General features: G+C 71.0%; 22 protein-coding genes. 6 read left to right on the top strand and 16 right to left on the bottom strand.

What is annotated here, in order from left to right:
* Window positions 1-569 precede the first annotated feature (569 nt).
* The gene (locus tag BLQ49_RS25165; protein ID WP_091721342.1) at window positions 570-1,340 is read left to right on the top strand and encodes an SDR family NAD(P)-dependent oxidoreductase; all 771 of its coding nucleotides are present in this window, start codon (window positions 570-572) and stop codon (window positions 1,338-1,340) included.
* Complete coding sequence (locus BLQ49_RS25160) at window positions 1,337-3,103, top strand: class I adenylate-forming enzyme family protein (RefSeq protein ID WP_091721339.1); 1,767 nt, start codon at window positions 1,337-1,339, stop codon at window positions 3,101-3,103. The genes BLQ49_RS25165 and BLQ49_RS25160 overlap by 4 nt, the downstream gene beginning before the upstream one ends.
* Here the strand turns inward: BLQ49_RS25160 and BLQ49_RS25155 are convergent.
* Window positions 3,073-3,612: a hypothetical protein gene (locus tag BLQ49_RS25155; RefSeq protein ID WP_091721425.1), complete on the bottom strand. Its 540-nt coding sequence runs from the start codon at window positions 3,610-3,612 to the stop codon at window positions 3,073-3,075. The two genes, BLQ49_RS25160 and BLQ49_RS25155, sit on opposite strands and share 31 nt — an antisense overlap.
* A 183-nt stretch (window positions 3,613-3,795) precedes the next feature.
* On the opposite strand from BLQ49_RS25155, the gene BLQ49_RS25150 reads away from it, so the two are divergent.
* Genes BLQ49_RS25150 through BLQ49_RS25140 form a run of 3 tightly spaced genes read left to right on the top strand, consistent with a single transcriptional unit; the run spans window position 3,796 to window position 6,578 of the window.
* Window positions 3,796-4,041 carry a ferredoxin gene (locus BLQ49_RS25150; protein ID WP_091721336.1) on the top strand — a complete coding sequence of 82 codons (246 nt, stop codon included), beginning with the start codon at window positions 3,796-3,798 and terminating at the stop codon, window positions 4,039-4,041.
* A complete protein-coding gene (locus BLQ49_RS25145) occupies window positions 4,041-5,309 on the top strand; it encodes an NAD(P)/FAD-dependent oxidoreductase (protein ID WP_091721333.1) in 1,269 nt (422 codons plus the stop codon). The genes BLQ49_RS25150 and BLQ49_RS25145 overlap by 1 nt, the downstream gene beginning before the upstream one ends.
* A 15-nt stretch (window positions 5,310-5,324) precedes the next feature.
* Complete coding sequence (locus tag BLQ49_RS25140; protein WP_091721330.1) at window positions 5,325-6,578, top strand: cytochrome P450; 1,254 nt, start codon at window positions 5,325-5,327, stop codon at window positions 6,576-6,578.
* A gap of 30 nt (window positions 6,579-6,608) precedes the next feature.
* On the opposite strand, the gene BLQ49_RS25135 is transcribed toward BLQ49_RS25140, so the two are convergent.
* From BLQ49_RS25135 to bchO, 6 genes are all read right to left on the bottom strand, one after another.
* A complete protein-coding gene (locus BLQ49_RS25135; protein WP_091721327.1) occupies window positions 6,609-6,992 on the bottom strand; it encodes a VOC family protein in 384 nt (127 codons plus the stop codon).
* Between the two features lie 109 nt (window positions 6,993-7,101).
* Window positions 7,102-8,841, bottom strand: a complete 1,740-nt coding sequence (locus tag BLQ49_RS25130; RefSeq protein WP_091721323.1) for a methyl-accepting chemotaxis protein — start codon at window positions 8,839-8,841, stop codon at window positions 7,102-7,104.
* 371 nt (window positions 8,842-9,212) lie between these two features.
* Window positions 9,213-9,809, bottom strand: a complete 597-nt coding sequence (locus BLQ49_RS25125; RefSeq protein WP_091721320.1) for a DUF1989 domain-containing protein — start codon at window positions 9,807-9,809, stop codon at window positions 9,213-9,215.
* Between the two features lie 58 nt (window positions 9,810-9,867).
* Window positions 9,868-10,617: a guanitoxin biosynthesis heme-dependent pre-guanitoxin N-hydroxylase GntA gene (gene gntA / locus BLQ49_RS25120; RefSeq protein WP_091721317.1), complete on the bottom strand. Its 750-nt coding sequence runs from the start codon at window positions 10,615-10,617 to the stop codon at window positions 9,868-9,870.
* A 296-nt stretch (window positions 10,618-10,913) separates the two neighbouring features.
* Window positions 10,914-11,699 (bottom strand): gamma-glutamyl-gamma-aminobutyrate hydrolase family protein, encoded by a 786-nt coding sequence (locus BLQ49_RS25115; protein ID WP_091721314.1) that lies wholly within the window; start codon window positions 11,697-11,699, stop codon window positions 10,914-10,916.
* A 246-nt stretch (window positions 11,700-11,945) separates the two neighbouring features.
* Window positions 11,946-12,878, bottom strand: coding sequence for an alpha/beta fold hydrolase BchO (bchO, locus tag BLQ49_RS25110; protein WP_091721311.1), 933 nt, complete (start codon window positions 12,876-12,878; stop codon window positions 11,946-11,948).
* Window positions 12,879-13,088: 210 nt separating this feature from the next.
* Here bchO and BLQ49_RS29885 point away from each other — a divergent pair, with 210 nt between their 5' ends.
* Window positions 13,089-13,235 (top strand): hypothetical protein, encoded by a 147-nt coding sequence (locus BLQ49_RS29885; protein ID WP_167627783.1) that lies wholly within the window; start codon window positions 13,089-13,091, stop codon window positions 13,233-13,235.
* Between the two features lie 18 nt (window positions 13,236-13,253).
* Here BLQ49_RS29885 and BLQ49_RS25105 read toward each other — a convergent pair whose 3' ends face one another.
* From BLQ49_RS25105 to puhA, 9 genes are all read right to left on the bottom strand, one after another.
* Window positions 13,254-14,945: a magnesium chelatase subunit D gene (locus BLQ49_RS25105; RefSeq protein ID WP_091721423.1), complete on the bottom strand. Its 1,692-nt coding sequence runs from the start codon at window positions 14,943-14,945 to the stop codon at window positions 13,254-13,256.
* A 140-nt stretch (window positions 14,946-15,085) separates the two neighbouring features.
* A complete protein-coding gene (gene bchI / locus BLQ49_RS25100) occupies window positions 15,086-16,096 on the bottom strand; it encodes a magnesium chelatase ATPase subunit I (RefSeq protein WP_091721309.1) in 1,011 nt (336 codons plus the stop codon).
* A gap of 139 nt (window positions 16,097-16,235) precedes the next feature.
* On the bottom strand, window positions 16,236-17,453 hold the full coding sequence (hemA, locus tag BLQ49_RS25095; protein WP_091721306.1) for a 5-aminolevulinate synthase: 1,218 nt from the start codon (window positions 17,451-17,453) through the stop codon (window positions 16,236-16,238).
* Window positions 17,454-17,565: 112 nt separating this feature from the next.
* Window positions 17,566-18,360 (bottom strand): putative photosynthetic complex assembly protein PuhE, encoded by a 795-nt coding sequence (gene puhE / locus BLQ49_RS25090; protein ID WP_091721303.1) that lies wholly within the window; start codon window positions 18,358-18,360, stop codon window positions 17,566-17,568.
* Window position 18,361: 1 nt separating this feature from the next.
* Entirely contained in the window at window positions 18,362-19,450 is a 1,089-nt protein-coding gene (gene acsF / locus BLQ49_RS25085) for a magnesium-protoporphyrin IX monomethyl ester (oxidative) cyclase (protein WP_091721301.1), read from the bottom strand.
* The gene (locus BLQ49_RS25080) at window positions 19,447-19,743 is read right to left on the bottom strand and encodes a hypothetical protein (RefSeq protein ID WP_091721298.1); all 297 of its coding nucleotides are present in this window, start codon (window positions 19,741-19,743) and stop codon (window positions 19,447-19,449) included. Before BLQ49_RS25080 ends, acsF begins: the two co-directional genes overlap by 4 nt.
* Complete coding sequence (gene puhC / locus BLQ49_RS25075) at window positions 19,743-20,243, bottom strand: photosynthetic complex assembly protein PuhC (RefSeq protein ID WP_091721295.1); 501 nt, start codon at window positions 20,241-20,243, stop codon at window positions 19,743-19,745. The genes BLQ49_RS25080 and puhC overlap by 1 nt, the downstream gene beginning before the upstream one ends.
* Before the next feature lie 10 nt (window positions 20,244-20,253).
* Complete coding sequence (gene puhB / locus BLQ49_RS25070; RefSeq protein WP_091721292.1) at window positions 20,254-20,904, bottom strand: photosynthetic complex putative assembly protein PuhB; 651 nt, start codon at window positions 20,902-20,904, stop codon at window positions 20,254-20,256.
* Window positions 20,901-21,680 carry a photosynthetic reaction center subunit H gene (gene puhA, locus BLQ49_RS25065; RefSeq protein ID WP_091721289.1) on the bottom strand — a complete coding sequence of 260 codons (780 nt, stop codon included), beginning with the start codon at window positions 21,678-21,680 and terminating at the stop codon, window positions 20,901-20,903. Before puhA ends, puhB begins: the two co-directional genes overlap by 4 nt.
* Between the last annotated feature and the right edge of the window lie 5 nt (window positions 21,681-21,685).

Below are 21,685 nucleotides of genomic sequence, written 5' to 3'. Positions count from 1 at the left end.
CCAATGTATTATTTCGTTGCTCGGATATGAGCGCCAGGATATAAGTGATACGGCGAGTTAGAAATTAATAGTGCAAAATTGTCGGATTGGGTGGAAAGATTATTTCCGAACAGATACGAGCTTCTAGAACGGTTCGCTCGCGTTTGTGCCGGGAAGAGCTGGTACGCGGTTTTCTGCGATCCACGCGCTGGCTGCCAAACGACGGTTTCTGAGCGCCGCCAACGGGACGGCTCTGCGCCGCCTCCGCGGGTTCCGCCGTCGGGATGCGCAGATGGCAGCGTGGGTGTGCTGGGCTGGCCAGACGGGTTCTGCCGGGCGGTCGTGAAGGGGGGCAGAGCCGATGACCGGTCAGACGGGCTTTGGCCGGGGCCGCCTCCGTGCTCTCGGCCCCGCCGCCCCATTACACGACGCGCCGAACCACGATGAACCGGGGTCCACGCCGATCGAATGACCGATATGATGACGTCCGGGTTTGGAGCGCCGCCCATCGCCCTCCCCGTGCGGGCGGCATCTATAACTGCGACCGTAGGCGTTGACGCGCTGTTCGTTGCTGTCGGCACAATCAGACCATGTCCCTGTTCGATCTGACCGGCAAAATTGCCCTCATCACCGGCTCGTCCCGGGGCATCGGGCGGGCGATCGCCCTGCGGATGGCCGAGCACGGCGCCCGGGTGGTGATCTCCTCGCGCAAGCGCGCGGCCTGCGCGGCGGTGGTCGCCGAGATCGAGGCCGCCCACGGCGCCGGGCGGGCGGTGGCGATCCCGGCCAGCATCTCCGTGAAGGAGGAGTTGGAACACCTCGTCGCTGAGACGGAAAGGCAGCTCGGTCCCGTGGACGTGCTGGTCTGTAACGCCGCCAGCAACCCCTATTACGGGCCGCTCGCCGGCATCTCCGACGCCCAATTCAAAAAAATTCTCGACAACAACGTCCTGTCGAACCACTGGCTGATCCAGAAGGTCGCCCCCGGCATGGTGGCGCGGCGGGATGGGGCGGTCATCCTCGTCTCCTCGATCGGGGCGCTCAAGGGTTCGCCCGTGATCGGCGCCTACAACGTCTCCAAGGCCGCCGACCTCCAGCTCGCCCGCAACTACGCGGTGGAATACGGCCCCGCCAACGTCCGGGTGAACTGCCTCTGCCCGGGCCTCATCCGCACCGATTTCGCCCGCGCCCTGTGGGAGGATCCCGAGATGCTGGCCGCCACCACGGAGGCCGCCCCCCTGCGCCGGATCGGCGAGCCCGACGAGATCGCGGGCGCCGCCGTGTTCCTGGCCTCCGCAGCCGGCCGGTTCGTGACCGGCCAGGCGCTCGTCATCGATGGCGGCGTGACCATCGCCCGATGAGCCCCGATCCCCGCATCCCCGCCGGCTGGCCGGCCCTGCCCTTCCGCGAGGCCGAGGCGCGGCTCACCGCCCCGGGCGGGCCCTTCGCGATCACGACGATCGACATTTGCGGCGTGCCGACCCGGATCTGGGAGAAGGCCCCGCCGACGCTGCGCGACCTGTTCCGGATCGCCCGGGGGCACGGGGAGAAGACCTTCTTGGTCTACCAGGATGAGCGCGTAACCTTCACGGGCTTCACCCGGGCGGCGACCACCCTGGCGCAGGCGCTGGTGGCGTCCGGCGTGCGCAAGGGCGACCGGGTCGCCATCGCGATGCGCAACCTGCCCGAATGGCCGGTGAGTTATTTCGGCGCCCTGCTCGCCGGGGCGATCGCCACGCCGCTCAATGCGTGGTGGACCGGGCCCGAACTCGCCTACGGCCTGCAGCATTCCGGCGCGCGGGTGCTGATCGCCGACGGCGAGCGCTTCGCCCGGCTCGCTCCGCACCTGTCCGAATGCCCGGCCCTGGAGCGGGTCTTCACCACCCGGATGGAGCCCGATCCCCGGGCGACGCCCCTCGCCGACATCGTCGGGCGGGTCCAGGACTGGGGCGCCCTGCCCGATCGGCCCCTCCCCGACATCGCCCTCGATCCGGAGGACGACGCGACCCTGTTCTACACCTCGGGTACGACCGGCAAGCCCAAGGGCGCCGTCGGCACGCACCGGGCGGCCGCCACGACGGTGATGGCCTATCCCTATTCGGCGGCGCGCAGCTTCCTGCGCCGGGGCGAGGCGCCGCCGAAGCCCGATCCGGCCGCACCGCAGCGGGTGGCGCTGCTCGTGATCCCGCTGTTCCACGTCACCGGCTGCCACGCGAGCCTCGGGGCGGCGCTCTATGGCGGCCACCGGCTGGTGATGATGCACCGTTGGGACGCGCACGAAGCCCTCGACCTGATCGAGCGGGAGGGCTGCACCAGCGCGGGGGGCGTGCCGACCATCGCGTGGCAGCTCGCCACGGCGGCCCGGGAGGCCGGGCGCGGGCTGCCGAGCCTCGATGCCGTCACCTATGGCGGCGCCCCCGCGGCCGGCGACCTCGTGCGGACGCTGGGGGAGATCCTGCCCAGGGTCGTGCCCGGCACCGGCTGGGGCATGACCGAGACCTCGGCGACCTTCACCCACCACCAGGGCGAGGACTATCTCGCCCGCCCGGATTCCTGCGGCCCGCCCCTTCCGGTCTGCGAGGTGCGGATCCTCGATCCCCTCGGGGAGACCTTACCTCCGGGCCAGGTCGGCGAACTCTGCGTGAAGGGGCCGAACATCATCCGCGGCTACTGGGACGATCCGCGGGCCACCGCCGAAGTCTTCTCCGCGGGGTGGCTGCGCACCGGCGACCTCGCCCGGGTGGACGACGAGGGCTTCCTGACCATCGTCGACCGGATCAAGGACATGCTGATCCGCGGTGGCGAGAACATCTATTGCTGCGAGGTCGAGAACGTCCTCTACGCGCATCCGGACGTGATCGACGCCGTCGTGCTCCCCGTGCCCCACCCGACGCTCGGCGAGGAGCCCGGGGCCATCGTGGCGCTGAAAGAGGGGGCCGCGGCGGGCCCGGAGGCGATCCGGGCCTTCGCGGCGGAGCGGCTGGCGGCCTTCAAGGTGCCGGTGCGGATCGTGATCTGGGACGGGCTCCTGCCCCGCAACCCGGCCGGGAAGGTTCTGCGCGCCGGACTGCGGGCAGTGTTCGCGTCCCCCGGTCAGAACGGCTCGCCGTCGTCCGGGCGGTAGACGCGCAGCGTCCGGCCGTCGGGGAACACCACCGTCCGGCGGCGCACCACGACGTAGCCGGCGGCTTCGGCGCTGCTCAGGCGGTCCAGGCGCCCATCGGCGTAGCCCGGGCCATACCCGTAGGACCGGTAGCGCGCGTAGCCCTCCGGCGGCGGCGCCAGGGCGACGACCCGCGGGCCGACGATCGCCCGGGGCGATGCCGCGGCGATGCGGGGCCTATGAGCCGCGGCAGCGACCCGCCTGGGCGCCGTGCGCCGCACCGCGCTCCGGACAGGGCGCGCGCCCGTCTTGCGTGCCGCCGCCTTCCTGGCGGGGGCGGGCCGGGCCGCCTCGGCGACGGCGGCGGGGGTCGACGCGGGGGCCACCGCCTTCGGGGCCGGTGCCTCGGCGGCGGGCTTGTGAACCGGCGGGTCCGTCCAGGTCGTGCCGGCGGCGGGCTCGGCCGTGGCGCTGCCAACGCCGAGCAGCAGGATCAGGGCGGCGAGGCTCGTGCGTGCGCCGTGCGGCATGGTGCCCTCCTGAAGTCGCGGCGCGTTGGGCGGGCCCGCGAGGCGGTGGAACACTAGTCCGAACCCCGGGTGAAGGGAATTCCAGCACACACTTTCTGCGGGGACTGTCGTGTACAGATCTGCGCGTCTGACGCACCCATCTCGCAGTGCGGAACCGAGCGCGTCCCGCGCGGTTGCCCCGCCATGTCGATCCCCGCCGATGCGTCATCCGGATCCCCGCCTGGCCTGCGGGTCAGCGTCGATCTCAACCTGTGCCAGGCCTACGCCCAGTGCTGTTACGCGGCGCCGCGGCATTTCCGCATCGAGGGGCACGAGGCCCTGTTCTACGACCCGGCCCCCGCCGCTGCGGATCGCGACGACATCGAGCGGGCGCGGGTCGCCTGCCCGGTCCAGGCCATCCGGGTCCAGGATCCGGGGCGGGACGCCTGATGGCGGCCCCTGAACGCGCGGTCATCGTCGGCGCCGGCCTCGCCGGCCTGCGCGGCGCCGAGGCCCTGCGGGAGGCGGGCTTTTCCGGGCCGCTGACGATCGTCGGGGCCGAGCCCCACCTCCCCTATGATCGGCCGCCCCTGTCGAAGCACGTCCTTGCCGGTGCGATCCACCCGCATGCCACCACCCTGCCGCACGGCCTCGATGCGGATGTGGACTGGCAGCTCGGCATCCCCGTCGCCGGCCTCGACCGGCAGGCCGGTACGGTGCGGCTCGCGGATGGGCGCGTCCTTCCCTACGACCGCCTTCTGATCGCCACCGGCACCCGGGCCCGGCCCTGGGCGAACCCGCACGAGGGGCGCCTGTCCGGCGTCTTCACGCTGCGTGGACGGGACGACGCCGCCGCCCTGCGGCGGGCGCTGGAGGCCGGCCCGCGGCGCGTCCTGGTGATCGGCGGCGGTTTCATCGGCTGCGAGGTCGCGAGCCTGTGCCGCTCGCTCGGCCTGCCCGTGACCCTGGTGGAGCCCGGGCCGACCCCGCTGGCCCGGGTCCTCGGCCGCACGATCGGCGCGTTCATCGGAGCGATCCACGCGGGCCACGGGGTCGATCTGCGCTGCGGCGGCGAGGTCGAGTGGCTGGAGGGCGAAGGCGGCCGGCTGGTCCGCGCGCATTGCACGGACGGCAGCCGCATCGAGGCCGACATCGCGGTCATCGCGCTGGGGGCCCTGCGCAACACCGAATGGCTCGACGGGGCCGGCCTGTCGGCGGATCCGGGCGGGGTCGATTGCGACGCCGCCGGCTACGTCCTCGACGCGGAGGGCCATCCCGATCCGCAGATCGCGGCAGCGGGCGACGTGGCCCGCTTCCCCCACCCGCTCTACGATGGGCGGCGCGTCGCCCTGGAGCACTGGAGCCACGCCGTGGCGCAGGCCGCCCATGCCGGGCGCCTGCTCGCCGGCGCGCCGCCGGACGCGGCCTACGGCGCCCTGCCGACCTTCTGGTCGACACAAGGGGACCTCGTGGTGAAATCCGCTGGCCTGACCGAGGGGGCGGACGCGGTGGCGATCACGCAGGGCGATCCGGCCAGCGGCCGCTTCATCGCCCTCTACGGCCGCGCGGGGCGCTGCATCGCCGCCGTCTCGGTGGATTCCGCCCGCTGGCTGCCGGCCCATGCCGAGCTGGTCGCCTCAGCCGCGCCCTTCCCGCCGGAGGGGGCCGCCGCTGACCGGCCGAAGGGCGTCGCGGTCTTCGACCCGGGCTTTTCTTAGGGTTTGAGGACAGCGATGCCCGATTCCAGCCTCCTCGATCAGGTCAAGGATTTCGCCAACCGGCCGAACCCCTATCCGGTCTACGCCAAGCTGCGGCAGAACCCGGTCTCGCGCCAGGACGACGGCACCGCGGAGGGCACCTGGGTGGCGGCGACCCACGACACCATCGCGCGCCTGCTGCACGACCCGCGGGTCAGCTCCGAGACCCTGCCCCCGGCCGACCGGCCGCGCACCGGCAACCCGCTCACCGACCTGATCGTGAAGCCGCTCAAGGACTGGATGATGGACCGCCACCGGGTCTTCATCTTCCGCGATCCGCCGGACCACGACGCCCTGCGCTCGGCGGTGATGCACCAGTTCTCCCGGGCGCGCGTGCAGGCGATGCGGGCCCGTTCGGACAAGCTGGTGGCCGACCTCCTCGACGAGAAGCGCGACGCCCGGGAGATCGACGCCGTCGACGACCTCGCCTACCCGCTCCCCGTGACGGTGATCTGCGAATTGTTCGGCGTGCCCCGGGAGGACGAGCCGAAGTTCCACGACTGGGCGACGCAGCTCGCCACGGCGCTCGAACCCGACAGCCTCACCGACCCCGAGATCCGCGCGAAGAACAGCCGGACCTTCGACGCGATCGGCGGCTACATGGGCGACCTGATCAAGGAGAAGCGCCGGCATCCGCAGGACGACATGCTCTCGGGGCTGGCCAACCACGCCACCCCGGCCGGCGTGAAGATGGGCGATTACGACCTGATCGCCACCTCGATCCTGATGCTGGTGGCGGGCCACGAGACCACCGTGAACCTGATCACCAACGGCCTGCTCACCCTGCTGCGCCATCCGGACGAGCTGGAGCGCCTGCGCCAGGACCCGATGCGGGCCCCGCGGCTGATCGAGGAGTTGCTGCGCTACGAGCCGCCGGTGCAGTTCCGGACCCGCCGGACCCTCTCGGCCATCGACATCGCGGGGGTGACGATCCCGGAGGGCGCCGACCTCGTGCTGCTGCTCGCCGCCGGCAACCGCGACGAAGCCGTGTTCCCCGACCCCGACCGGTTCGACCCGGACCGGACCGGCACCCGCCATCTCGGTTTCGGCGGGAGCCTGCATTACTGCGTGGGCGCGCCGCTCGCCCGGTTCGAGGCCGAGGCGGCGCTCACCGCACTGGCCCGCCGACTCAAGGCGCCGCGCCTGATCGCGGATCCGCCGCCCTATCGGCAGGGGGCGGCGTTGCGCGGGCCGGAGCATCTACGGGTGGCGATCGACGGCATCGCGTGAGGGGTGCCGGCGCATAGGCGTCGGCGCGGCTCAGATCGTGATCGCCACCGGCGTCCCATCCGGCGTGGCGACGACGGCCTCGTAGAAGCCGTCACCGGTCCGGCGGGGCGGCGACACGAGGCAGCCCCCCGCCGCGCACCGCTCGGCCAGCGCATCCACGGCCGCGATGCAGCCGAGGGAGACGGCCACGTGCGCCCAGCCGACCTGCTCCGGCGCCGATTCGACCGCGACCCAGGGCCCGGTCATCAGCTCGATATGCGCACCCGGTCCGGGGAGCGTCACGAACCGCGACACGAAGCCCGGCCGGCGTCGGCTGTGGTACGACGGGCCGATCTCCGCCCCGAAATAGTCCCGCCAGAACGCGGCGGCCGCGTCGAGGTCCCGCGTCCACAAAGCCACATGGGCGAAGCGCATCGATCGATCTCTCACGCGGGCGAGGCCGCTCGCCTCATCCCGGGCTTGTCCGATTCGACACGTTGCCGGTCAGGTTCGCGCTGTCCACCATCCCAGGGTTGAGGCGTTCTCAGGCGGCCTTCACGGCGGCGAGGAAGGTCGAGACCTCCTGCCCAAGGCTCGCCGAGTAGCGCGCCAGCTCCTGCGCGGCGTTCAGGACCTGCCCGGAGGCTGCCCCTGTATCACCCGCCGCCTTGCGCACGTCGGATATGTCGGCGCTCACCGCCTGGGTGCCCTGGGCCGCCTGCGAGACGTTCCGGACGATCTCGCTGGTTGCCGCCCCCTGCTCCTCCATGGCGGCGGCCACGCTCAGCGCGACCGTGCGCATCTCGTCGATCGAGCTGCCGATCGCCCGCATCGACTCGACCGCATGCCGGGTCTCCCCCTGGATCGCCGCGATCTGGCCGGCGATCGTCTCCGTGGCCTTGGCGGTCTGCGAGGCCAGTGCCTTCACCTCGCCCGCCACCACGGCGAACCCCTTGCCGGCCTCGCCGGCCCGGGCTGCCTCGATGGTCGCGTTGAGGGCGAGCAGGTTGGTCTGGCCGGCGATGCCCGCAATCAGCCCCATCACCTCGCTGATCTGCTCCGTCCCCCGGGACAGGACCTGCATCAGCTCGTTCGTCCGGGCGACGTCGGTGCTGGCCCGGTCGGCCATCAGCGAGGACTGGGCGACCCGGGCCGCGATCTCCTGGATCGAGGCCGACATCTCCTCGCTGGCGGCGGCGACGGTCTGCACGTTGCTCGATGTCTGCTCCGAGGTCGCGCTGACGCGCACGGATTGCTCGGTGGTGCGGGCGGCGGTGCGCGTCATCTCGCGGGCGGTGGCCTCCATCTCCACCGCGGCGGAAGCCAGACCCTGCGTGAGCGCGCTCACCTGGGCGTCGAACCGGGCGGTCACCTCGTCCAGCATCTGCGCGCGGCGCATCTTGGCCGCGTTCTCCGCCACCGCGGCGTCGTCGGCCGCGCGCTTGGCGATCAGCGCGTCCTTGAACACCTGCACGGCGCGCGCCATGGCGCCGACCTCGTCGCCGCGGCCCTGGTCCGCGACCGGGACGGCGAGGTCGCCCTCCGCGAGGCCGCGCATCGCGGCGGTCAGGCGCGTGATCGGGCGCGACAGGCTGTTGCCGATGAGCAGGAGCAGGGCCACGACCGGCAGCGCGAGGCCGGCGGACCACAGCGCGATCGTGGTCGCGCGGCTGCGCACGGCTGCGTACACGTCGTCGCGGTAGAGGCCGGTGCAGATGATCCAGCCCCAGGGCTTGAACATCTGCACGCTGGCGATCTTCTCGACCGGCTCGGTCCCGCCGGGCCGCGGCTTCATGTAATTCACGACGCCCGACCCGTCGCGCTGGGCGGTCTCGACCATCTCGGCGAAGTAGCGCTTGCCGCCGGGCACGTCGGTCTGATCCAGCACGTGCTTGCCGACGTTCTTGGCGTTGAAGGCGTTGGCGATCAGCCGGCCGTCGGTGGACAGGACGAAGAAGTAATCCTCGTTGCCGAAGCGCAGGGCGCTGATCGCCGTGAGCGCGGCCTGCTGGGCCGCCTCGGTGGACATCTGGCCCGTCTTCGCCAGAGCCTCGTAGTGGACCACGAGGCTCTGGGCCACCTCGGCGAGGCGGCGTGTCATGAGTGCCCGGTCCTCCAGCGCCGAGGTCCGGGTATCGAGAAAGCTGAGGGTCGTCAGGGCACCCATGGCTACGACCACCAGGGCCATCACCGCCGCGAGCTTGTGGCGCAGCTTGAGGTTCGCGAGGCTCTGCCAGGGTCCAGCGCGTCCGGCGGACGTCTGATCTGTCTGCGTGAGGGTCATCCGAGCACCGAAACAAGGACGGCGACGGCCGTCGTGACGCCCGCATCGGGTCGGGCCGAAGCCGCCGATTCGCTGGACCGAGTGAAGCTCGGCTATTCAGGTTAGTAAATGGCAAACATTGGTGTGGGCTTCCGGCAGATGGCAATCGCATGCCGGTTCCTCGATCCGTCGATCCGGTTGAGATCGATGTAATCTGAGGATCCTGTGGTCTTAATCTGGATTAAATATCGAGATTATAGTCGTCATGTGCTTGCCGTTTGCGCAAGCGCGCTAGGACCAGAAACAAGGCCATCTGACGCGTCATCAGCCGTCGCGATGCCATCGGAAACGGCTCTCGGCCTCCGTTGGGCCGAGCGTCGCTCGCGGGGCGGTCAGCCCTCCACGCGATAGTCGATCGGCTTGAAGCTGCCGTTGTTCGATTGCAGGGCCGAGCAGGCGGTCAGGCCGATGATCAGGTCGGTCTCGGCCACGAACACGATCCGGTCGCCGGCCCGGCTGAGCGGCGGCTCGACCGTGAGCGCCCCCGTCGCCCCGTCGATCGGCACGTTCATGAAGCAGTTGAAGGCCACCGGGATCGCATCCGGCGCGATGCCGTAGGGGGCCAGCGCCGCCGCGAGATTGCCGAAGCAGCCGCGATGCGGGTCGGTGTCGCCGTAGATGATCCGGAACGTGTCGGCCGAGCACGGGGTCAGCAGGAAGTCGTGCCGCCCCACCGTGTCCTCGACGATGCGCAGGAGCACGTTCGAGCGGTTCGAGTAGAGGGGATCCCCGGTCGTGAGGTAGATCCGGCTGGCATAGTCGAGGGTCCGGCCGGACGAGATGACCTCGCCCGTGTCGTGGCGGTTATAGGCTACCAGATCGGCCACCTGCTCGCCGGTCGGGTCGATCACCGTAAGGCGCTGGCCCCGGTCCAGGGTGAACGCCACGCCCGAGCGCGGCGCGATCCGCTGCACCGCCGCCTGATCCATGCTGGCCCCGCTCACGCCGTGATCTCCCGTCGACCCGTTCCCGCGCCAAGCGTCCGCCTCACGCCCCGGTTCCCGGCAGGGACCGATCGAGGGACAGCCCCGGCGGATGCCAGCCTGTGTCGGGCTTCTGCTCCGGGCGGGCCTGGAGCGGGCAGCGCCAGTCCGGCCCGACCTCGCGGCCGCTGTACTGGCGCGCCTCCGAGGCCTCACCGTGGCGCGCCAGCATCGGGTTCAGGCTGCCGGCAAGCGCCTGATCGCGCTCCAGGATCGAGGCGCGCAGCTTCTCGTAGCGGCCTTCCGCGCGCAACCGCTCGAACTGTGCGTGCAGGTTGAACACCAGCACCGGCGAGGAAAACCGCCGCGCCGGGCGGCTGGCGTTCGGGTGAAGGCCGACCACGAAGAACGCCTCACCGCCGAAGCTCAGGGAGAAGTGCGGATTGTCGGGATCGTCCGCCACCCGGGTGTCGTGCGGCTGGCCGAGCCACGCGTCCTTGTCGGTGAGCGATTGGGCCCGGGCCCAAAGGTTCTCCTCGAACCCCTCCTCCGAGAGGTCGCCGGGCCCCTCGAACACCACCGCGAAGCTTTGGAACAGGTCCGGATTCAGCCGGTAGCGCGCCACGAAGGCGAGCAGAGCCGGGTAGATCCGCATGTCGTCCCAGCCCGAGGTGATGTCCCGGGCGACCACGATGCTCATCCGTCCGCGCGACAGGGCCGACTTGGCGCCGACGCAGGGGAAGGGCGGATTGCGGATGAAATCGCGAAAAGCCTCGGCACGCGGGTGCTCTCGGTCATCGCGGGGAAACTGCATGTGGTCCGTGCCTGTGTTCTGCGCAGGGCTGCCTTACGCGGGGGCAGCTTAGGTGCGGGACTCGGGCAACCCGATCATCCGGGGTCTGTTCCGCACTGCGACAGGTCGTCCACAGGATGACGGGATTCGGTTGGCGCGTTCGCAAGCATTGATCGCGACAGAGCAAGCTTTTTCGGTGTTCGCAGCAATCGGATCAACATATGTTACGGGCGATCGAAACATAAGTTAATCTGCGATCCACCTGGCTGAATTGTGGGGGTGGCCAGCGTGATTGAGCCGTTCAGCCAAAGACCGCATCAGCCCCGGCCCGCCGCCCGTGCCTGATGGCACGCCGACGCCGCGTTCCCGAAGGCTTCGAACAGGGCTCGGTTGATCGGGTTGGTCCCCGGATCGTGCTCGGCATGCCATTGCACCCCGAGGGCGAAGCCCGCCGCGTCGCGGATCCGGATCGCCTCGATCGTCTCGTCCTCGGCCACGCCCTCGATCACCACCCGCGCGCCGGGCTCCAGGATGCCCTGGCCGTGGAGCGAATTCACCCGGATCGTCTCGCGCTCCAGCAGCCGCGCGAAGGCGCCGCCGGGCGTCAGGCGCACGTCGTGCCGGTCGGCGAAGATCACCTCCAGATCCGGATGGATCTCGCCGTTCTCCAGCCGCGGCATCCGGTGATTGAGCCGGCCGGGGAGGTTGCGGATCTCGGGGTGCAGGCTGCCGCCGAAGGCGACGTTCATCTCCTGAAAGCCGCGGCAGATGCCGAACAGCGGCACGCCCCGGGCCACGCAGGCCTCGATCAGCGGCAGCGCCACGGCATCGCGGGCCTCGTCGTAGGGCTCGTGCGCCGTGCAGGGCTCGGCCCCGAACCGGGTCGGGTGGACGTTGGCCCGCCCGCCGGTGAGCAGGATGCCGTCCACCGTGTCGAGGAGGTCGCCGAGATCGGTGATCGCCGGGGCGGCGGCGAACATCAGCGGCAGGGCGCCCGCCACATTGGCCAAGGCGCGCATGTTGTTCTCGCCGACGATCTGCGCCGGGAACCGGTTGTCGAGCAGGCGCGCATTGCCGATGACGCCGATCACGGGTCTCGCCATCGTTTCGGGGGCTCCTCACGTGATGTCCGGCGGCCCTAGGCCCGTGTCAGGGTCTACGGCCCAGGCAAGGGCGGCGCCAGTCCCGTAGTGGGCCGGACTAGGGCACTCCGATCTTGGTTTCGAAAGGTCGGGACCTTTCGCGGGTCCAGGGCAGAGCCCTGGAAAGATGATCTTCCGGGCTCTGCCCTGAAAACCCGCCCAAGGGCTCGCCGTTGGGGAACCCCAAATTCTCGATCTGACATACCCTCACGATGTGGTCTGCATGTCTGATGGCCTCTGAGGCACGAGGCCCATGGCCTGCGCCTCCGCGCGAAACACCTCCGCCACCTTCTCGGGCGCCTCCTCGTGGGCGAGGTGGCCGAGGCCGCGGATCAGCGCCACCCGGGCGTCGGGCAGGCGGTCGCGCACCCCGAAGGCGGTATCGGGCAGGATCGCTCGATCGTCGCCGCCAACGATCAGCAGGGTGCGGGTCTGTAGGCCCGGGAGGGCCCGGTGCAGGCTCTCGAGGTCCCAGTTGGCCATCATGCCGAGCGCCCCCCGGACATGGCCCGACCGGGCGAAGAGCCGCCGGTAGAGCTCGACGCCCTGCGGATCGAGGCGCGAGCCGGTCCCCTCGATCAGCCGCTTGGCCGCCGAGCGGTCCGCCGTCCAGGCGAAGATCTTTGGGGTGAACGGGTTGAGGAACAGCAGCCGCGCCATGCTGGGGAACAGCAGGCTCGCCGCCCCCGGCAGGGGCGCCAGGGCGCCGTTGAAGGCCGCGAGCAGCCGGGGTGCGATGGAGCCGTCGAGGCACATCCGCGCCAGCACGGCCGCGCCCGCGGAATGGCCGGCGGCGAGCATCGGCGGCCGGCCGAGCGCCGCCACCAGCCCCGACACCGCCCGCGCCATGCCGGGCAGCGACAGCTCGGAATCCGGCAGCGGATCCGTGAAGCCGTGGCCCGGTAGGTCCGAGGCGGTCACGTGGAAATCCGCGGCCAGCAGTGGGGCCAGCCCGCGCCAGGAATGGGTGGCTGCCCCGGTCCCGTGGAGCAGCAGCAACTCCGGCGCGTCGGGCCGGCCGAATTCCTGCACGTGCCAGCGCAGGCCCGCCGCCTCGACGAAGCGGCTCGCTGCCCGATGCGGCCAGTCCCGCCCCTCCACCGCCCAGTCCGGCCGGTTCGCATCGAAGGGATTCAGCACGCTTGCGTCTCCCGCACTGCACCAAACCAGGTCGCTGCCGGCCAGCTGGGAGCGCTATCGTGCAGCCGCGGAAGTATTTCGTAAAGCATTGGAATTCCATGCCGTCGCCGCATGCCACGGGTGTTCGGAACGCGTTTGCTGCGCTGCGGCAGAATCAGCATATAGTGGCTGCACAAGAACAAGAGACATCCCCCGACTACGGAGCAGGCCATGATCCTCTTCACCTCCTCGACCCAGAACATCGCGGCCCCGGCTGCCGGCGGCTGGAACCTCCGTGCCATCGTCCGTGACATGCTGAACGCGTGGCTCGCCCACCACCAGCGCGTGGCCGATATCGGCGGCGCCGGCCACCTCTGAGCCACACGGCCGCGGCGCTCAGAGCGCCGCCCGCACCGCCGCGCTGAGCTGTCTGGCCTCAGTGCGCGGCAGTTTGAGATAGCGGGCGCCCATCGCGTCCGCGACCGCCCGGGCCTCCTCGCCACGGCTCCCGGTATCGACCACGACGGCCGGCAGACCGGCGGCCCGCAAGGTCCGGGCCGCCTGCAAGGCCTCCGCGCCGGCCCGGGCACGACCGCCCTCCCCCGAACGGGAGACATTGGCGCGTCCGTCGGTCAGCAGCACGATCGCCGGCCGGCTGCCGCCCCGGCGCACCCCCAGAGCTACCGCGACCGCCGCATCGATCCCGGCCGCGAGCGGTGTCCCGCCCCCGCCCGGCAATCCGGAAAGCCCGCGCTTGGCCCGGGTGAGCGAGCGCGTCGGCGGAAGGACCAACTCGGCGCCCGTCCCGCGGAAGGCCACCAGCGCCACCCGGTCGCGTCGGACATAGGCCTCCGCCAGCAGCAGCTCGACCGCGCCCTTGGCCTCTGCCAGCCGCTCCAGCGCGGCCGAGCCCGAGGCATCGACGCAGAACACGGTTGTGGTCTCGGTCCGCTGCCGTAGGATCCGGATCCGCAGGTCGTCGCGCCGGACCACGATGCGGCGTGTCTCCCTCTCTGCCCGGCGGATCGCCTGCCAGGGCGCTGCCGCCCGCAGGGTGCCGAGCAGATCGAGGCGCCCCCGTCGTGGATCGCCCCGACGGCTGCCGATGGGCCGCCCGGTTCGGGATGCCGCTGCCTGACCGACCCGGCCCGCCTTCGCGGCCGTGAGCCGTTGCCCGCCCGCCAGCAGCTGATCGAGCAGGTTCGGCGGAATCGCCGCCTGCACCGCCTCCAGCACGACGTCATCGGGCGTGCCCGCTGCGGGTTCCGGCCCCTCGTCCGGCGGGGGCTCCGCGCGCGGCTCCTCCGGTGGCGCCTGACTCTCCGGAGCCGGCTCCTCCGGGGCGGGCAGACGCGTGGCCCGGGGCGCCAGGACGAGGCGCGCGGCCGTGACGATATCCTGCCGGTTGATCGGCCTATCCCCTGCCAGCCTGCGCGCAACCCGCGCCGCCAGGATCGGGCCGCGCAGAGACGCGACGCCGAACGCCTCGGCCAGGGCGCAGAGGTCGCCGACCGGATCGGGGCATTCGGGGCCGGGTTCGGGCGCCGGCGGATCGGCCCGCGTCTCCGCGAACCCGATCCCGCTCAGGTCGATCCGGAAGGCGAGGCGGTCGGCCAGGGGCTCGGCGACGGTCTCGTCGCCCTCGCCCTCGTCGAGGAGGATCAGGCCGAACCGGGCGGGCCGCTCCGACGCGCTCCCGGTGTCGAGGGCGGCCGCGAGGCGCGACGCCGTGCCGGGGGCTAAGCGCTCGGCCATGGGCACGACGACGATCCCGCCATCGGCCTCCGCCAGCAGGCCGGCCCGGGCGATCGCGCGGCCCGCCGCCAGGGTGGCGGCCAGGTCGAGGCCGCCGAGCAGGGCATCGTCGCCGATGCCGGAGGGCAGGCGGCGCCAGGGTGTTTTGGGAGGGAGCGCGGCGCGTAAGATTTCGAGCCAGCGCTCGCGGACCGGACCGGGCGGGGCGCGAACCAAGGCGCCGCCGAATCCCTGCGGGTCGGCGGCGAGCAGGTCAGCGGCAAGACGCGCGTCGGTCCAAAGGCTGGGCGCATTCCCTCCCCCCTCTGCGGGGGAGGGTGGCCCCTGCGTCAGCAGGGGTCGGGAGAGGGGAGCGACAGTGCCGGAGAGGTCCCGTCGGGCGCTGAAACCCGCAGCGTCGCGCTGCCCCTCTCCCCCCCTGCTGCGCAGGGTACCCTCCCCCGCAGAGGGGGGAGGGAGAGGCGGCGCGCCCGTCACGCAAACACCTCCGCCAGGGCCCGTTCCACCCGGGCCGTGGAGCCGGATTCGTCGAGTGGGTTGCGCCGCAGCCGGTGGCGCAGGGCGGCTGGGGCGATGCGGCGGAGGTGATCGTCTGTGACCGTCTCGGCGCCGTCGAGGGCGGCGAGCGCCCGGGCGGTGCGCATCAGGGTCAGCTCGCCGCGCAAACCATCCGTCCCCAGCGCGAGGCAGAGCCGCGCCGCGCGCTCCAGGGCGGCATCCGGCACGGTCACGGACGGCAGACGCTCCCGCGCCAGCAGGATTCGTTTTTGGATCTTCCGCTCATCCCCTGCCCGCGCCGCGCAGAACCCCTCCGGGTCGCGCTCGTAGGCGTCGCGGGCGCGCACCACCGCGATGCGGGTCGGGATGTCCTTCGGGGTCGCGACCTCGCAGGCCAGCCCGAACCTGTCGAGGAGCTGCGGGCGCAACTCCCCCTCCTCCGGGTTGCCGGACCCGACCAGCACGAACCGCGCCGGATGGCGCAGCGACAGCCCTTCGCGCTCGACCGTGTTGACGCCCGAGGCCGCCACGTCGAGCAGCAGGTCCACGAGATGATCCTCCAGCAGGTTCACCTCGTCGATGTACAGGAACCCGCGGTTGGCCCGGGCGAGCAGCCCCGGCTCGAACGCCTTCACGCCAGCCCCGAGCGCGCGCTCCAGATCGAGGGTACCGACGACCCGGTCCTCGGTGGCGCCGAGGGGCAGATCCACCACCGGCACCGGTTTTTTGTGACTTTTGCGCGGGGCTCCTTCCGCGCAGTGCGGGCAGGATTCCGCTGGGCTGTCGGGGTCGCAATTGTACGGGCAGCCGACCACCGCCCGCATCGGCGGCAGCAGGGCGGCGAGCGCCCGGATCGCCGTGGACTTGCCGGTGCCGCGGTCGCCGAAGACCAGCACGCCGCCGACCGCCGGGTCCACCGCCGCGATCAGCAGCGCCTGGCGCATCTCGTCCTGGCCGACGATGGCCGAGAAGGGGAAGGTGGGCACGCAGAACTCGCACTCTGCCCCCTCTCCTCCCCCTTGCGGGGAGGAGCCGGAGGTGGGGGTGGTCCAGAATTAAGCGGAGCGGTGCCTCCTGCACCACCCCCACCCCTACCCCTCCCCGCAAGGGGGAGGGAAGAGCGCCCTACTCCGCCGCCTTCTGCCGGAGCCCGATCCGCCCCCAGATCGTGGTCAGCGCCTCGACCAGATGGGCGATGTCGGCATCGCTGTGCAGCGGCGACGGGGTGATCCGCAGGCGCTCGGTGCCGCGGGCGACCGTCGGGTAGTTGATCGGCTGCACGTAGATGCCGAACTCGTCGAGCAGCGTGTCGGAGATGCCCTTGCAGAGCACGGGGTCGCAGACCATCACCGGCACGATGTGGCTGTCGTTCGGCATGGTCGGGATGTCGGCGGCCTCCAGCGCCTGCCGGACCTTCGCGACCCGCTCCTGATGCCGGGCGCGCTCGGCGCCGCTCGCCTTCAGGTGGCGGATCGACGCCGCCGCGCCCGCCGCCACAGCGGGCGGCAGCGAGGTCGTGAAGATGAAGCCCGAGGCGAAGCTGCGCACGAAGTCGCACAGCTTCTCGGAGGCCGTGATGTAGCCGCCATGGACCGCGAACGCCTTGCCGAGCGTGCCCTCGATCACGTCGAGCCGGTGGGCGACGCCGTCCCGCTCCGAGATGCCGCCGCCGCGCGCCCCGTAGAGGCCGACCGCGTGGACCTCGTCGAGATAGGTGAGCGCCCCGTGGGCCTCGGCCACGTCGCAGATCTCGGCGATCGGCGCGATGTCGCCGTCCATCGAGTAGACCGACTCGAACGCCACCAGCTTCGGCCGGGCTGGGTCGATCAGGCCGAGCTTGCGGTTCAGGTCCTCCGGGTCGTTGTGACGAAAAATGTGGCGCTCGGCGCGGGAGAACCGGATGCCCTCGATCATCGAGGCATGGTTCTCGGAGTCCGAAAAAACCGCGCAGTTCGGCAGGCGCGAGGCGAGCGTCCCGAGGGCGGCCCAGTTCGACACGTAGCCGGAGGTGAACAGAAGCGCCGCTTCCTTGCCGTGGAGGTCGGCGAGTTCCCGCTCCAAGAGCACGTGGTAGTGGTTGGTGCCCGAGATGTTGCGGGTGCCGCCGGCGCCCGCGCCGCAGCGGTCGATCGCCTCGTGCATCGCCCCGGTGACCGTCGGGTGCTGGCCCATGCCGAGATAATCGTTCGAGCACCAGACCGTCACCGGCCGGGTGCCGCCCGCGTGGTGATGGGTGGCGTGCGGGAAGTTGCCGGCATGGCGCTCGAGGTCGGTGAAGACCCGGTAGCGGCCCTCCCGGTGGAGTCCGGCGATCTCAGCCCCGAAGAACTTTTCGTAGTCCATGTCGCCTCTCCCCGAATCCCCGATGCGGGTTGATCCCGCCTGTGACACCGGATTTCGCACAAGACCAGTTCCAGATTGGTGGACGTGCGCCGCCCGGCTGTGATCCTCTGACTTAGACGTGATCCGGCGGTCTGACCGCCTCCCCGGATGCCCGGGCCGGCAGGCTCCAGCGCCACAGCTCCGCGGAGGGCAGCGGCAGCATCAGGAACCAGTGCTCCAGGGTGGCAAGGGCGGTCAGCGTCGCCAGCACCGTGAAGCCGATCAGCTCGTGTTCCAAAAGGTCGGCGCCCAAAGCCGCGCGTCCGAGGAGCGCCGCCGCGATGGTGCCGAGGCTCACCGAGACCGGGAACAGCAGGTTCATCGGCTTCCGCGACAGGTAGCAGGCGAGATAGCCGAGATGGTCCGGCAGGAACTCGGCGTGGAGGTTGCGCACCCCGAGGAACAGGTTGAGCCGCGCCGAGAGGTTCATCACCACCAGGGCGCCGTAGGTCCAGAGGGCGAAGCGGTTCGGGCTGCCCCAGACGAGCGCCAGGATCGCGAGACCGCCGATCACGATGGCGAATTCGTGCCACAGGCTGGTGGCGAGCGCCGCGAAGAACCGGTCCATGCCGCGCAGACCCGGCGCGCAGGCGACCGGCCGGGGGCCCGACAGGAAGCCCATATAGTAGCTCATCTCCTGCCAGCCCCAGACGGCCAGCGCCGCCGTGAAGGCCGTGTAGGCCCCCGTGGCACTCGTATCCCCGGCGCTGGTCCGGATCGCCACCAGGGCGGCGGCGAGGAGCAGCGTCGCGCCGGCCATGCTCCACGGGTGCGTGCGCCGCGGCGCATGGTCGAGCAGCAGGATCAGCCCGGTGGAGAACCACCAGAGCAGAACCGCGTAGAGCACCGGAGCGGCGTAGGTCCCCATTCTACCAGACCGGCTGGAGGCGAATGTCGGCCGGCAGGGCGTTGGCCTTGACGGGGAGGCAATAGAGCCGGGCGAAGGTCACGGCCGCGCGCAGCACCTGCACGCCGTGCTGCACCTTGCCGATGAGCCCACCCTTCGCCTTGGCGTCGGCGATCGTCCGGGAGCAGGCGAGCAGCCGGTCGAGCCCCGCCTTGAACTTCGGATTGTCGAGGTCGAGCTCCAGCGGGAAGGTCTGGCGGGAGATCTCCGAGGTGATCCGGAAGACCTTGAAATCGTAGTCGCTGGGATCGACGCCGAGGGCCGCGTGGAAGGCCGGGCGGTGATGGTCGCGCACGTACATCGTGGCGAAGACCGCAAGCAGGAAGAACCGGATCCAATAGCGGTTCACGCCGCTGGTCAGCTTCGGGTTCGCCCGCATCAGCAGCGCGAAGGCCTCGCCGTGGCGGAACTCGTCGTTGCACCAGAGTTCGAACCACTTGAAGATTGGGTGGATGCGCCGCTCTGGGTGCCGCTCCAACTCACGGAAGATCGTGATGTAGCGGGCGTAGCCGATCTTTTCGGAGAGGTAGGTGGCGTAGAAGATGAACTTCGGCCGGAAGAACGTGTATTTTTTGGACTTGGTCAGGAAGCCTAAGTCCACGCCGATGCCGAAATCCTTGAGCGTGTCGTTGATGAAGCCGGCGTGGCGCGCCTCGTCGCGGCTCATGAAACCGAACAGCTCCTTGATGTCCTTGTTCTTGGCGCGCTTGCGCATCTCGGCGTAGAGCACGCAGCCGGAAAACTCGGCCGTGATGGAAGAGACAAGAAAATCCAAAAACTCCTTCCGCAGCTCGGGCTCCATCCGCGACAGGTCGCAGTCGAACTCTTCGTTGCGGGTGAAGTGGCGCTTGTTCGGGTCGGCGCGCAGCTCGGCGATCAGGATGTCCCAGTCGCGCCGCACCGGCTCGACGTTGGTGCGGTCGAGCTCGTCGAAATCGGTCGTGTAGAAGCGCGGGCTGAGGAAGGTCGTCTCCTGGGCGGCCTTGGTCGATTCGTTGACCGGGTTCTTCGGAATCGGCTGGCCGGTGGGGGGCGCGACGGGAGCGTTCACAGCTTCCTCCTCTCGGAAAAGCTGACCTCGTAGAGTTCGGTCAGCTCGAGATGGGCGATGAGCTTGGTCCAGGCCCGCTCCAGCGGACCGGCCCGGGTGACGGTGGCGGTGCGGCGGACGGTGAGCCGCTCGCCGTAGGGCACCGACGTCGGCGCGTCGTGAACCTGGACTTCGTCGCCGGGCTCGATGTCGAAGCCGGCATCGAGGGTCACGTGCGCGTGCAGGCTCTCGGGCGTCTGCTCGATCTCGACCGTGCAGGGCACGGTGACGGTGCGGCTGCCGAACAGGCCCATCACCGCGTCTCCGTGGCGGGCGCGCCTGCGGCGGGCATCAGCCGGGCGAAGGCGCCGGCATTGGTCGGCCCGAAGGCTTCGAGCGGCACCCGGCGGCCGGTGGCCTCGTCGGCGAGCGCTAGGCGGCCGTCATCGTAGCGGGTCAGGCTGAAGGGTTTTTCCGGCCCGAGGCCGTCGCGCTGGCGGGCCTGGGCCAAGCCCCGCAACGTCCCCCGCAGGAATCCATCCTCGCCGGGGTGGATCCAAGCGACGATCTTCTGGTCGGCGACGTTGCGCAGGGCGATCGAGCCGTCGACCTGATCCTCGGCCCGGAATTCGAGCTGCGCCACGGGCTTGGCCGGCGGCAGGGCGACGAGCCCGACCCCCTCGCTGCGGCCGATCAGGACCGCCAGCATGGTGAAGCCCATCAGCGCACCGGCGCCGATCATCAGCAGCGCCGGTGCCGGCCCAGCGGCAACCCGAACCGGTGTTCGGCCGGCGTGATCCGCCCGCTCGCCCATCGTCCCCTCCCTACTCGGCCGCGACGAGGCGACCGGGATTCTCGTTCGCCGGGCCGAGACGCGCCACCCGGACCGGCGGCGCGGCGCCGTCGGCATGGGCGGCGAGCGCCTGTCCCAGCACGGCCGCCGCGGCGTCGGCGTTCGGCACGGACCGCAGCATGGGCTCGGTCCGCGACAGATGCCAGGGCCGGGCATGCGGCCAGAGCTGAAGGTAGGCGATACGCAGGCCCGGCCGCAACCGCAGCGGCAGGTCGCCGGTGCCATCCGTGAAGGCGCGCAACGCCGCAGTGTCGATCTGCGTGAAGGGCAGGTTGTGGGTCACCGGCAGGGCAATGCCGGCCTGCAACACGATCCGGCGATTGGTGATCGTGTAGAGCGTGGTGCGGTGGGTCAGCCACGCGAGCAGCCCGAGCAGGGCCACCCCGCCCGCGCCGATCACCAGGGTCGGCAGCACGACCTTCAGCGCCGCGCCGGGCGACCCCGCCGCGAGGACGAAGGCCAGGGCGCAGGCGCCGAACCATGCGACCACGAGGCGGGCGTGGAACACCCGGACCAGCAGACCCGTGGTGGTGGGCGATCCCTGCCACAGGATGCGCTCGCCCGCCGGGAGCGGGCCGGGCAGCCCCCGCGGGGTGCCCTCGGGGAGGAAATCGCCGCTCATATCAGGGGCTCCGCGCGGGCCGGCGTGGCGTAGAGCGTGCCGGCGCCGAAATACGACATGATCCGCTCCTCCTCGAGGAAGGTCACGCTGTCGGGGTCGCGGGTGGTGGGGATGTCGGCGAACTGGCTGGCGAGCAGCGCCTCGGACTTGACCGTTTTGGTGAAGCCGCCGGCCCGGCAGAAGGTGGTGGGCATCAGGCGGCGGCCGCCCGTGGGGAGTTCGACCTCATAGTAGCGGATCAGCGACTCGCCGCGATCCACCCAGACGTCGCTGACGACGCCCGCCACGGCGTTGTCGGTGCCGAACACCGTCATGCCGATCGGGTTCGGGCCGTCCTCGTGGACGACGAAGTTCGTCGCCACTCGCAGGGGCACGATCCGGATCTCGTTGTCCCAGGTCCTGTCATGGACATCGTGCCGGAGCACCCAGGAGCCGGGGCCGACGCCGGCTTGGAGCGAGGATTCCGTCCGCTCGTAGGGGGCGCCCGGCCAGGGCTCGACCTTGCGGGCGGGGATGCCGGTCTCGATGTCGTCGCGGCCATGGACCGTCTGCGGCGCGTAGGTGGTCTCGCCGCCCGGCAGGTGGAACGCCTTCGAGCGGGGGATCAGGAACGGATCGTCCGACTTGCGGCGCCCGACCGCCTCGTTCTCCAGGGGGTAACCCTCGCGCCGGTCCTCCCGGCGGAGCCAGAAGACCAGCCCCGCGAAGAAGATGAAGAAGGCGTAGAGCACGACCTGGGCGACGTCGACGTAACCCGTGAGTGCGCCGGTTGGCATGGTGG

The organism is Methylobacterium phyllostachyos (assembly GCF_900103445.1).
Taxonomy (GTDB): Bacteria; Pseudomonadota; Alphaproteobacteria; order Rhizobiales; family Beijerinckiaceae; genus Methylobacterium; species Methylobacterium phyllostachyos.
The sequence above is the reverse complement of the archived record's forward strand: the minus strand, read 5'-3'. Positions and strand labels throughout refer to the sequence as shown.